This is a genomic window from Streptomyces sp. NPDC030798 (assembly GCF_055572275.1).
Genome location: NZ_JBVIDR010000020.1, coordinates 11,924 through 25,257 on the forward strand (window position 1 = coordinate 11,924; position 13,334 = coordinate 25,257).

Sequence of the window (13,334 nt, forward strand, 5' to 3'; positions counted from 1 at the left end):
CTGGTGCATTGCCCTCCGGCCTGCTCGGGTCGGCTTCACCGCGACTCCACTCGCAGACCGGCGTTCACCTTGGACACGAGCGCGGCGACGGACGTTTCTCCGTAGTGCGCGCTCCGCAGAACCTCTTCGATGAGCAGGAGCAGTCGCTCGGTGGGTACGCCGGGGAGGAAGGCGAGGTCCCGGTTGACCGACAGCACCGCCTCGGCGTCGAGTCTGCTCAGGGTCAGGAAGACGTTCGCGGTTACCTGGGGCTCCGTGGGGACACGTTCGACCAGGGTGGGACCGCTCAGCCGGCGCCCGTCAGGCGGCCGCGAGAACCGGTCGTCATTGAAGTAGAGGTAGCCCTCGGCCGTGATTCCTCGTGCCGCAAGCAGGCGACTGACCATGGGATCCTGAACGAATGGATCGCACTCACAGTGTCCGAGTCCTTGCAGGATCGCGCCGGCGCACCGGCGCAGCAGTTCGCCGAGTGTGATGACGCCACCCAGCGGGACATGGCAGGCCGAGTTGTGATTGAACATGCCCACCAACTCGCGGGTCCCGGCCCGGTGGCGTGGTACCACGATCGAACGCCACAGGCATGCGTCGGTCCTTGCGGCGGCGCCCACGACGAGCGACGCGGCGGTCAGCACCACGGTGCTCTCCCCCACCGCATAGCGCCTCATGAGCGCGCGCACCGCGTCCGCGACGACCGTGGAACGCATGCGTGCGCCGTCTGGGCGAGGCTGGGTGGCCGCGCCCGGGGCAGCGACCATGGGTGCAGGGGCTTGCTGGGCGATCGTCCGCCAGTAGGCAAGTGAGCGCTGGTTGATCCTCTCTCCCTCCACCGAGCACTCGAACATCATCCGGTCATATGGCTGGAGTGGCAGCGGCCCCAGGTCGCCCGACGACGCCGTGTTCACGAGCCGGTGGAACTGCTGCGCCAGCAGGGCGTAGCTCCATCCGTCGAGCGCCAGGTGCGAGGCGACCACCAGGAGCCGGCGGATCCGTCCGTCGACGGTGACGGCGCGGATCCGCAGCGGCCAGTCGGTGGTGAAATCGAAGCTTCGCCGTTGCTCGTCGGCGGCGAGGGTCTCGAGCTGCGCCGGGTCCGGGACCGCCGGCAGGGGGACGAACTCGATGTCGAGACGCCCGCGAGCGTGGACCTGCTGGTACGGCGTGCCGTCGGGCTCCGTGCCGAAGGTCGTGCGCAGCACCTCGTGCCGTTCGAGCAGAACCCGCACCGCCTCCAGGACGCGGGCGGTGGGCGTGCCGGCGCGCACCGGCCACACCGCGGGCATGCTGTACTGCTGGCCCTCGTAGCCCGGGCGGGTCAGCACGGACCACATGGCCCGCTGGGTCCACATCAGCGGACCGCGCACGGTACGCGCACCGGCGAAGTGCACTGACTGGATCATGACACCGGCTCCCGGTCTCGGTTTCTGCGCAGGTTGGCCAGCCCGATGGCGTCGTCGGCCTCGGCGTCGGGTACATCCCGGTCGAAATGGCGCAGGGTGGGTCGCGTCATGGCTATGAGGGCAATCAGCGCGAGGATGACCGAGAAGGCTACGTAGGTGAGGCCGATGCCACGTCCCGCCCCCACTCCTATGACGCGGCCCACGGTGTCGGCCAGCGACCCGCCGGGCGCCATCAGGGGTTGCAGCGCCTGACTCACGAACGGTCCGACGACGAGGAACCCGATGGGCAGCGTGCCCCAGGCGAACAGCGTGTGCACGGAGAAGACCCGGCCGTGATATCGCGACGGCACCTTGACCTGGATGATTGTGGCGTAAATGCCGTTCATGACGGTCAGCGAGAGGAAGAGTCCGAACGCACCGACGCCCACCACCGGCACGGACGGCCGCAAGCCCGTGACCAGCCCCGCAAGGCTCAGCGCCAGCGACGCGGACAGTACCCCGAACATGCGGTTGCGTGCCGGGCCGCCCCATACCGCCATGATCACGCCGCCAACGGCGACCCCGAGCGCCGCCATGACGGAAACCGCGGTCACCGCCGACAAACGAGCGAAAGCCAGTACCAGTGGCTGAATGAGCATGAGCAGTGGACCGACAAAGATGTTGGTGACGGCGAAGTAGGCCAGCATCGAGCGGAAGCCGGGCCGACCCGTCGCGTAGCGGAAGCCGTTGGCTATTTCCCGGGTGAGCGCCTCACGACGACGGAACGCCATGGTGTTGGGGAAGCGCAGCATCGCCACGACCGCGATGGCAACGGCATAGCCGACGATGTCGACAATCAGCACGCCGGAGAGACCAACCGCTGCCACGAGCCCGACCGCGGCAACCGGTACCGTGAACTGTGCGAGCCCGGTACCGGCTTGGACCAGGCCGTTGGCATGGCCGAGGTAGCGCTTGGGGACGAGTTGCGGAATGGCTGAGCCGTAGGCCAGGCGTTGGAAGACCAAGGCGATCGAGAGCGCGACGAGCAGGACGTAGATGTGCCCGACCCGGAGCTGTCCTGTCAGCAACAAGGCGAGGAAGACGGACTGGACGAGCGTGGCGGCACAGTCACCTGCGAGCATGATCGCTCGCCGGCTGTAGCGGTCGACTATGGCGCCGGCGAGAGGGAGCACGAGCAGTCCGGGCACCAGCCCGAGGGTGGCGAAGAGGGCCAGCCGGACCAGTGACCCGGTGTGCATGTAGATCCACAGAGGCACCGCGAACTCGGTCATCGCCGAGCCGGTCATGGACACCAGCTGTCCGGCCGCGACGGCGGCGAAGCGCCGCATGCTGGGCTCGGGTCCCTCCACTCGCTCGGAAGACGCTGGGGCCCGCGAGACCGACTCCAGGCGCCATGTCGGGGTGGTGGGCGGGTCGTCGAGGCGGGTGTGTGTGGTCGTGACGATGACTGAGAGTTCCTCCGCCCGGTACTTGAGGAAGTAGTGGCCGCCTTCGTCCAGCACCACCAGTCCGGCTGTGTCGGTGAGGAAATGCCATTCCCGGTAGCGCTCCTGGCAGTACATGGTCATGTCGTCCCGCTCGCCGACCACCGAGACGACGGGTGCGGACAGCCGGTGGACACCCCGGTTCATCAGTTCGGTGAAGTAGGTCTCCGCCGCCTCGCTGTCCTTGCGCATGCTGTCGATCAGTGTGCGGACCTGATCGCGTCCGAGACCGGTCAGGTCGATCCCGAGCGACGTGAGCCAGTTGGTGTAGGCACGGTTGCTGCGGAACCGCTCCAGTTTGGTCCGCAACGCCGCAAGTCTGCCGTGCGGTCGCGCGAACGGGAGGATCGCTCCGGCGTACACAGCCTCGACATGCCTGCCCTCCTCCTCGAGCGCGAGTGCGACCGCCACGGCGATCGCACCGCCCACGCCACAGTGTCCGTACACCGTCACCGGGCCCGCGACGCGTTCCTGGATCTCGGTCACACAGTCGCGTACGAGGGCGTCGAACTCGACATGTTGCTCGTCGAGTCCCACGTCATGTCCGGGGATGGCGAGCGCGTACAGCGACACATCCGCCGGCAGCGCGTCGGCCAACGGTTGATACACCACCGCGCTGCCTCCGCCGTACGGTACACAGACGAGGGTCAGTCTGCGTCGGCCGGCCGGCACGGGTGGGGTCAGCTCGTACAGCAACCGCCGCGGCCCTCGCTCGCCGTCCGGCACCGCCACCAACTCGGCCAGCCGCCGAATCGTCGGATTCTTGAACAGGTCCATGACGCTGACTCGTCCGGCACCTGCCGGGAGTTTGCCCCGAAGCCTGGCAACGACCTGGGTGGCGAGCAGCGAATGTCCGCCGAGGTCGAAGAAGTCGTCATCGATGCCGATGCGGGCCATACCGAGAACGTCGGCCCAGACGGCGTGAAGGCACCGTTCCACCTCGGACCGGGGCTCGACGAGCTCGTCGGTATCGGGCCGCGTGAAGGCTGGTGCGGGCAGCGCGCGGCGGTCCAGCTTGCCGCTCGGCGTGACCGGAAGCGTGTCGAGGACGACATAGGCCGCCGGCACGAGATGGTCGGGAAGAGTGCGCTGCAGCCCCGTACGCAGGTCGGCGGTCTCGGCCGTTCCGACGACGTATGCGACAAGCCGCTGGTCCCCGACCCCCACCTCGCGTACGGCCACGGCCGCGTCCCGTACACCGGGCTGGTCGCGCAGCGCCGATTCGATCTCTCCCGGCTCTATGCGTACACCGCGCAGCTTCACCTGGTCGTCGAGGCGCCCGAGGTATTCGATGGCGCCGTCCGACCGGTACCGGGCCCGATCTCCGGTGCGATAGAGCCGCCCGAGCGGGTGGTCGACGAAGCGCTGCGCCGTGAGCTCCGGTCGGTGCAGGTATCCCCGCGCCACCCCAGTGCCACCGATGTACAGCTCGCCCACGACGCCGACGGGGACCGGATTGCCGACGGGGTCGAGCAGCCAGATACGCGTGTTCTGGATCGGTCTGCCGATGGGTACCCGTGCCGAACCGTGCAGTTCATCAGCATCACAACGCCACCAGGTGACATCGATGGCCGCCTCCGTCGGGCCGTACAGGTTGTACAGCTCGCACTCCAGCCTCTCGTGCACCGACCGCGCCAGGTGCACGGACAGCTCCTCGCCGCTGCACATGATCCGGCGCAACGAGGTGCACCGCTCGATGTCCTGCTCCGCCAGGAAAACCCCGAGCATCGAGGGCACGAAATGGATCGTCGTCACCCCGTGCCGGATGGTCGCGTCGCGCAAGTACGCCGCATCCTTGTGCCCGCCCGGTTTGGCCAGGACCAGCCGCGCGCCGGACAGCAACGGCCAGAAGAACTCCCACACCGACACGTCGAACCCCGCCGGCGTCTTCTGCAGCACCACGTCGTCCGGCCCGAGCGGGAAAGTGCGCTGCATCCAGTCGAGCCGGTTGTGGATCCCTCGATGGGTGTTCTGGACGCCCTTGGGTCGCCCCGTCGATCCGGAGGTGTAGATGACGTAGGCGTCGTCGTCCGCAGTCGCCGCCGGCGGCAGGTTCCCGGTGTCGTCTCCGAGTTGCCCGAGGATCTCCTCCAGGACGAGAACCTGACCGACGGGCACAGTCTCGGCGAACTGCCGTGCCGCCAGTACCACGGTCGGCTCCGCGTCCTCGATCATGAATGCCAGGCGTTCGGAGGGGTACTCCGGGTCCAGCGGAAGGTACGCACCTCCGGCTTTCAGCACCGCAAGCAGGCCTGCGACCAGTTCCACAGAACGCTCGGCGCACACGGCCACCAGCGTTCCGGCGTCGACGCCCTCGGCCCGCAGTCGCAGCGCCAGGCCGTTCGCCATGCGGTTGACCTCGCGGTAACTGACCGCCCTCCCCTCGTCCATGACGACCGCGACCGCGTCTGGGGTGGCCGCGACCTGCGCCTCGACGAGCCCGGCCAGGGTCGCCGGAGCACCGATGTCCTCAGCGGTGTCGTTCCAGCGTCGCAGTATCAGCTCCTGCTCGTCGGGACCGAGCAGGTCGATGTCGCTGAGCCGCACCCCCGGATCGGCCACGACGGCGCGCAGCACTCGTTCCAGGTGGCCGAAGAGACGTGCGATGGTCTCGGGCAGGAACAAGTGCCTGTTGTAGGTGGCGAAGCCGTTCAGGCCCTCGGGTGACTCCCACAGATACAGCTCAAGATCAAAACGGGTGGTCGAGGCTTCGAGCGGAAATGGCGCGATGTCCAGTTCCCCGGTTGGGAGTCGGTCGTGGGCGTAGTTGAGCATGGCGAAGGTCACTTGGAAGACAGGCGGCCTATTGACCTCCCGAGCCACCCGAAGGTCGCTCACCACCTGCTCGAACGGCATGTCCTGGTGGGCGAAGGCGTCGAGTGCGGTGTCTCGCACCCGGGCGAGCAGTTCGAGGAAGGTCGGGTCTCCGGAGAGGTCGGCGCGTAGAGCCAGAACGTTCGCGAACAGCCCGACCATTCCCTCCAGTTCTGGATGGGAACGGCCGGCCACTGTGGACCCGACAGCGAAGTCGTGCTGCCCGGAGTACCGGAACAGCAGCGCTTGGTATGCCGCCATGACCACCATGAACGGCGTGGCCGCATGCACGCGGGCCAGCTCGAGCACCGCGCTGCTCAGCGCGGCGTCGAAGGACACCGCGCACCCGGCCCCGTCGAAGGTCTGCTCGGCCGGTCGTGGCCGGTCGCAGGGCAGTTCCAGCGGCGTCACGCCGGCCAGCTGCTCGCGCCAGTACCGCAGGTCGCGCTCTCGTGTCTCTCCGAGGTAGTGCTCGCGCTGCCAAGCGGCGTAATCACCGTAACGTATCGGCATTTCGTTCTTGTCGAGCCGGCCGGCGTATGCCGCGAACAGGTCCGCGAGGAAGATGTTGACGGACCAGCCGTCGGACACGATGTGGTGCAGGACCAGAGCGAGTACGTGGTCGTCAGGGCCGATGCGCACCAGCGTGGCACGCACCAGCGGCCCGGAGCTCAGGTCGAACGGGGCGGTCACGCTCGCACCGATCACACGCCGGGCAGCCTGCTCCCGGTCCGGCAGCGGCACACTCTGATCGACTTCGGTGACGACGACCGGGACACTGACCGCATCCTCGACGATGACGACCGGCTGCCCGTCGTCGGAGACCGGGAACCGCATGCGCAGGCTGTCGTGACGGGCTGTCACGGCATCGAGCCCCGCGCGCAGCCTCGATACGTCGAGCGGCCCACGCAGCCGCAGAACGACCGGGATGGTGTAGGCGGCCGAGTCCGGAACGAACTGGTCCATGAACCACAACCGCTCCTGCGCGAAAGTCGGCGGCGGTGCCGTGCCCTCACGGCGACGCGGGATCACCGGTCCCTCAGTGTCCCGGCCGCTCAGCCGCTTCTCCAGCAGCATGGCGGCGAGTCGGGCCCGCTCGGAAGCTGACGTCATCGTTACCTCCCTTCCTCGGTGAGCAGCTGCCTCACCTCGTCATCGCTCATGCGTTCGATCTCGGTGGTCATCATGTCTTCCAGCACCGCAGCCGTCTGCGCCACCGTCGGAGCGTCGAACAGCGTGCGCAGGGGAAGGTCGAGCCCAGCGGCCGCCCGCAGCCGAGCGATGACCCGGGTGGCCAGCAGCGAGTGACCACCGAGATCGAAGAAGTTGTCCAGGGCGCCGATCCGTTCGACGCCGAGCACCTCGGCCCAGACGATGGCCACCAACTCCTCGACAGGGCTGCGCGGCGGCACGAACTGCTGCTCCCGGACGGAGTCGTCGCCGGGGGGCGGCAGAGCCGCACGATCGAGCTTGCCGGTGTGCGTCAGAGGCAGTCTGTCGAGTACGACAACGGTTGAAGGGACCATGTGGCCGGGGAGCCCAGTTGCGACGAACCGGCGCAGTTCGGCTGCGCTGGGCCGGGTGCCGTCCACCGGGACGACGTAGCCGATCAAAGCGTCGCCCCGCGCTACGACCGCGGCTTGGACAACGTGCGGGTGACCGGTGAGCCGCGTTTCGACCTCTCCCGGCTCGATACGGTACCCGCGCACCTTCACCTGCTGGTCCTCGCGCCCGAGGAACTCCAGCCGGCCGTCCAAGCGCTGCCGGACCAGGTCGCCGGTGCGGTACATCCGCCCATCGGTGAACGGATCGTCGAGGAACCGTGCGGCCGTCAGGGCAGGTCGCTTCACATAGCCGCGCGCGATGCCGGCACCGGCCAGGTACAACTCCCCCACCACGCCGGGCGGCACCGGGTTGCGTGCGCTGTCCAGGACGTAGGCGGATGTCTGCGCGATCGGGTGCCCAATGGGTGGCCGTGCCGATGCATCGGCATCGTGCAGCCACGCTGCCGTGGCGATGATCGTTGCCTCGGTCGGACCATAGGTGTTGACCAGTTCCACCCGGTCGCCGAAACCCGCCCGCCACGCGCGCACGGCGGCGGAGTCCACCTGCTCACCGCCGAGAATCACCAGCCGAAGCCCCGGCGGCCAGTGTCCGGGATCCAGGTCGCGCACCAGTGCGTGCCAGTAGGCGGTCGGCAGGTCCAGGACGGTGACGTCACGGGCTTCCGGACCGGCGAGCCAGTCGGCGAACAGCTCCCTGCGAACAGTCGGCAGAACGAGCGTGCCGCCGGCCGCTAGCACCGGATAGAGTTCCTCCGCATGCGCGTCGAAACTGAGCGAGGCGAACTGCACGACCTGATCGCCTTCGGTCATCCCGTACGCCTCACGCATCCAGTGCACCCGCGCGGCCAGGCTCCGATGTTCGACGGCGACACCCTTGGCAACACCGGTGGAGCCGGAGGTGTAGATGACGTATGCGAGATGCTCGGGCAGCGGCCGTTGAAGCGGCGGGTTTGCCGCGGAGGCGGCCATGGAAGCGAGGTCGTCCATACGCAATGACGGCACGTCAGCCGATGAGAAGCGTCCGTCGGTGATGAGCATCGTGGCACCGCTGTCGCGCAGCATGAAGTCCAGCCGCTCGTGCGGGTACGTGGAGTCGAGGGGCAGGTACGCCGCCCCCGCTCGCAGTGTCGCCAGCACGGCCACCACCTGGTCGAGCGAGCGCTCCAGACACAGACCGACCACGGTTTCCCGACCGGCGCCGTGGTCGCGCAGGGCAGCGGCCACCGCTGCCGTCCGTACGTCCAGTTCGGCATAGCTCAGCCACTGCGTACCGCATCGAACAGCCACTGCCTCCGGCGTCCGGGCTGCCCGGGCGAGAATGAGATCGATGACGGTGTCGCCCGTGAGGTCGTCCGGGCCGGCTCCGTCCGGCTGCTGCGGCCCGGTGAGGATGCCGCCGCGTTCGGACGGCCGCAGCAACGGCGCCCGGCCTACCTGGATGGCGGGGTCTGCCACCAACGCAGACATGAGCATCGGAAGTCTGTCGGCGAGATCTGCTACGGTCGCCTCGTCGAAAAGGTCACGGTTGTACGTGAACACCAGGTCGAGACCATCAGAGTCCGGCCAAAGATCGACCATCAGATCGCCCTTTACATGGCCCGGGTCCACAGGCAGCGGCTCGACCTGCAGCTCAGGCGGCCACTCCGGAGCCTGCGGGCCGGTGGTCTCGGTGTGCAGGTTGAACCAGGTCTGGAACAGCGGGTTCGGGTCCCGGGGAATGTCGAGCTCGATCATCAGCTGTTCGAAGGGCGCCTCGGCGTGGGTGTACGCGGCGAGTGCCGTGGCTCGGGTGCGCTGCAGCAGTTCGGCGAAGGACGGGTCTCCCGAGAGGTCACCGCGAAGCACGACGTGGCTTGTGAAGTAACCGATCAGAGCCTCGTGCTCGACGCGGTGGCGACGACCAGTGGGGGTGGCGACACAGACGTCGGTCTGCCCGGCGTACCGGGCCAGTAGCAACTGGTACGCGGAGAGCCAGACCATGAACGGAGTGCACCGGTGCCGGCGGGCCAGCCGTCGGACGGCGTCGACGAGCTCGGCAGAAACGCGGGTGCGCCATGTGGCACCGTGCGATCGCTGCTGAGCCGGCCGCGGACGGTCGGAGGGCAGTGTCAGAACGGGAGGGTCGGCGAGCTGCCGTGTCCAGTAATCCCGTGCGGCCCGGTACGAAGAGTTGCCCACCTCTGCTCTCTGAGCACGCACGTAGTCGTCGTAGGTGGCAGGGAGATCCGGCAGCGTCGACGACTGGTCCGCGTGGTGGGCACCGTACGTGGCCGAGAGCTCGGACAGCAGGATCGACATCGACCAGCCGTCCGAGACGATGTGGTGCATGCACAGCGCGAGGACGTGCGTCTCCTCGCCGGTCCGGACGAGCAGAGCGCGCAACAGCGGTGCGGTGTCCAGGTCGAACGGAGCGCTGGACCAGTCCTGCGCCACGGTCCGTGCGGCAGGCTCGGGATCATCCGCTTCACGTAGATCGACCTGTTGGAGCGGCACGGTCGACCGGTCCCGTACCACCCTCACCGGCCGGCCCTCTCGCTCGGGGAACGCACTGCGCAGCGTGTCGTGGCGGGCGACGATGTCGTTGAGCGCACGCTCCAGCGCGGCACTGTCGAGCGGTCCGGCAAGCCGCAGCGCCACGAACACGTTGTATGCCGGGTCGCCGGGGTCGTACCGCTGCAGGAACCACATGCGCTCCTGGCCTGCGGACAGCGGAAGTTGGCGTTCAGTCATGGGTTGTCTCCGTGTCCGCTGTGACACCAAGCTGGATCAGGTGTTCGGTGAGGCCGTCGACACTGTCGAGACAGGTGACCGCTTCCTGCAGGTCGAGTTGTACGGCGAACCGCCTCTCGACCGCGTCGACGATCCTCATCGTGGCCAAGGAGTCGATGCCGAGCAGCGCCAGCGACGGTGTTGCGGCCGCCTCGGCCGCGCTGACCTGACCATCGCAGGCTTCCTCGACGAGCACCGCCACCCGGGATCGCAGGCCGTCGCGGGTCACCGGGTCGCTCCCAGCTCGGTACGGACGATGTCGGCGACGCCGGTTACCGTCGGCGTGTCGAAGAACACGTCGATGGGGATGCTGACGCCGTACGACTGCTGGATGCGGCTGATGATGCGGATCATGGTCAGCGAGTGGCCGCCGAGTTCGAACAGGTCGTCATCAAAGCGGATTCCCTCCGTCTTGAGGACGTCCTGCCATACCTGCCGGATGTGCTCTGTGACCTCGTCCCCATCGGTGCGGGAAGAGCTGCTGGGCCGGTCCGCCTGAAAGCGCTCTGTCACCGCAGGCCGAGGCAAGGCGTTGCGATCGACCTTCCCGTTCGGACCCAGGGGAAGTCGATCGAGCACCACCCAGTGCCCCGGCAACATCGCCGCCGGCAGACAGCGGCTCAGGTGTTCGCGGAGCCGGGTCCCCTCGACCGGCGCTTCGCGTGGCACCACGTAGGCGACCAGGTCGGCGTCCAGGTCTCCTGCCGTCCTGTGCAGGGCGACAGCCGCCTGCGCCACGGCAGGATGTTCGAGGAGACGGGCCTCGATCTCGCCCAGTTCGACCCGGTGACCACGAACCTTCACCTGATTGTCCGAGCGGCCGAGGAATGCGATGCGCCCATCGGTCAGATACCGGGCGCGATCCCCGGTGCGGTAGATCATCTCGCCCGGCACGAACGGGTCCGGAACGAACCGGGCGGCGGTCAGCTCAGGGTTGCGCAGGTATCCGTCGGCCACGCCCGCGCCACCGATGCACAGCTCACCCGGCACACCAACGGGCACTGGATTTCCGTACGCGTCCAGCAGGTAGACGCGGGTGTTGGCGATGGGTCTTCCGATGGTCACCTCCTGCGCCTTGTCGGTGATCTCGGCAGCGGTCGACCACACCGTCGTCTCGGTCGGGCCGTACATGTTGACGAGCCGGCGCACCCTGGCGCGCAGCTGCCGTGCCAGCGTCATCGGCAGGTCCTCGCCGCCGATCAGCGCAATGACACCGTCCTCGGCCGACAATCCGCCCGCCAGTAGAACGTGCCATCCCGACGGGGTGGCCTGGACGTGTGTGACACCGTGCCGGCGCACAAGGCCGACCAGGGCCTTCCCGTCGGTCACGGCGCCGGGCGGGGCGACCACCACGCGCGCGCCCACAATCAGCGGAAGCCAGTACTCCACCGCGGAGATGTCGAATGCCGCCGAGGTCAGTGCGAGCCACCTGTCGTCCCCCGTGCTGCCGAGCAGGTCGCGCATCGCGCACAGCAGGTTCACCAGTGCCCGATGCGGGACGACGACGCCCTTGGGCCGGCCCGTCGAACCTGACGTGAACATCACATATGCCGGGCTGTCCGAGCTTGGAGCGTCGAGCCCGGCGGTCTCCGCTTGTGAAGCGTCGCGGCTCAGGTGCCCATCACCGATGGTCAACCCGGGGTCCTCATCAAGCAACAGGGTCGGCCCGTTCAGCCCCTCGGCGAGTGCCGTGGTACCGATCGTGAGCACAGGCTCGGCCTCCGCGAGGACGAGTGCGCGTCGCTCGACAGGATGGGCCGGGTCGACCGGCACGTACGCCCCGCCTGCGGCTCCGACCGCGAGCAGTGCGATGAGCAGCTCCGGAGAGCGGGGAAGGCAGACGCCCACGAGCGCGCCGTCACACACCCCTCGCTTGCGGAGTCTTCGTGCCAGGCGCGACGCCGCGTCCACCAGTTCCCGGTATGTGAGAGTGCTCTGGCCCGGGCACACCACGGCAATGGCGTCCGGAGTGCGGCGTGCTTGCGCCGCGATGAGAGTCACGACCGTCTCGTCGGCCGGATGCGCACGATCAGTTGCGTTCCATTCCCGTACGACCAGGTTCATTTCATCGGCGGTGAGCAGGGGCAGAGCTGTTACCGAGGTGTCCGGGTCCGCGCATATGCCGGCGAGCAGAGTGCCCAGGTGGTCGGCGATGCGCTGGACCGCGTCACCGTCCATTGCCTCTGGGCTGTACTGCAGACTTACGGTGAGGTCACCGGGGCCGTCCACGAGCTGGAAGTGCAGGGCATTGCGGGCGGACCCGCCAAACACAGCCCAGTCGACGGTCGCGTCCACACCCTCGAAGACATGGTCGGTGCCCTGACGTCGGTAGCTGACCGAGACGGGGGTCGGCGCCACCCGAGGCCGCACGCCGGGCACAGCATGACTCCACGGTACGGTTCGGAATCGGTAGACCTCACGCAGTTCCTTGCGCAGTGCGAGGGCCAGGTCCCGGAAGGTGCCCACGAACGTCCCGACGCTCACGGGCAGTTCATTGACGTACATGCCGATCCGGCCTTGTTCTTCGGCGGGTTCGCGCGTGGACAGGGCCACCGAGGTCACCGGAGCGGCGTTCCCGTAGCGTTGCAGCACGGCGTGGATGGCGGCCAGCAGCAGCTCGAAACGGGTGACCCCAACTGCTCGCGCAGTAAGTGACACGGCAGTCGAGAGTTCGCTGTCGACGGTGAACCGCAGCGCCGTACCTGGCTGTGCGCAAGTGGGTATGCGGCGCAGTCCGGGCAGTACGACGTGGTCCGTCTCGTGCCGGCGCTCGCCCCAGAAGCCTCTGGCGCCGGCCAGCAAGCCAGGGGTGATCCGGAGTCCCTCGGCGTCGTGGGGCACCTCGACGCTGGGCGGGAAGGTGTCGCCGCGGTAGCCGGCGACCAGGTCAGCCACGAAGAGGTCCTTGGAGACGCCGTCGAAGACGAGGTGGTGTGTCACGGCCAACAGCAGGTGCCGGCCTTCTCCGGCGGCCAAGGTGAACCTGCACAGCGGGCCACGGGTCAGGTCGAACGGACGGCGTACCTCTTCGTCGTGCAGGTCGTCGTACCAGGCGACCCGGGCGAACGTGGGAGGACGGACGGCGGGAACCAGCCTGGGCGATCCGTCGACGCCGACGGCGACCGCCATGCCGAGGACAGGGTGGCGGGCCAGAACCGATCGGCAGGCGCGGCGCAGCGCGGCCTCGTCCGGCTCGCCGTCGAACCACAGCGCCACGGCGAGGTGGTAGGCCGTACCGGCGATTCCGGCCTGCTCCGTGAACCAAATACCCTGCTGGGAGGGCGACAGGTCGATCATGGTGAATC

Annotated in this window: 5 protein-coding genes; all 5 read right to left on the reverse strand. The window is 68.2% G+C overall.

Annotated elements, in window-relative coordinates:
• Positions 1-35: 35 nt before the first annotated feature.
• Genes ACZ404_RS33715 through ACZ404_RS33735 form a run of 5 tightly spaced genes read right to left on the reverse strand, consistent with a single transcriptional unit; the run spans position 36 to position 13,326 of the window.
• A complete protein-coding gene (locus ACZ404_RS33715; protein WP_468446647.1) occupies positions 36-1,397 on the reverse strand; it encodes a condensation domain-containing protein in 1,362 nt (453 codons plus the stop codon).
• The gene (locus ACZ404_RS33720; protein ID WP_468446649.1) at positions 1,394-6,808 is read right to left on the reverse strand and encodes an amino acid adenylation domain-containing protein; all 5,415 of its coding nucleotides are present in this window, start codon (positions 6,806-6,808) and stop codon (positions 1,394-1,396) included. The genes ACZ404_RS33715 and ACZ404_RS33720 overlap by 4 nt, the downstream gene beginning before the upstream one ends.
• 2 nt (positions 6,809-6,810) lie before the next feature.
• Positions 6,811-9,990: an amino acid adenylation domain-containing protein gene (locus tag ACZ404_RS33725; protein ID WP_468446651.1), complete on the reverse strand. Its 3,180-nt coding sequence runs from the start codon at positions 9,988-9,990 to the stop codon at positions 6,811-6,813.
• On the reverse strand, positions 9,983-10,258 hold the full coding sequence (locus ACZ404_RS33730) for a phosphopantetheine-binding protein (protein WP_468446653.1): 276 nt from the start codon (positions 10,256-10,258) through the stop codon (positions 9,983-9,985). The genes ACZ404_RS33725 and ACZ404_RS33730 overlap by 8 nt, the downstream gene beginning before the upstream one ends.
• Positions 10,255-13,326: a non-ribosomal peptide synthetase gene (locus tag ACZ404_RS33735; protein WP_468446655.1), complete on the reverse strand. Its 3,072-nt coding sequence runs from the start codon at positions 13,324-13,326 to the stop codon at positions 10,255-10,257. The genes ACZ404_RS33730 and ACZ404_RS33735 overlap by 4 nt, the downstream gene beginning before the upstream one ends.
• Positions 13,327-13,334 lie beyond the last annotated feature (8 nt).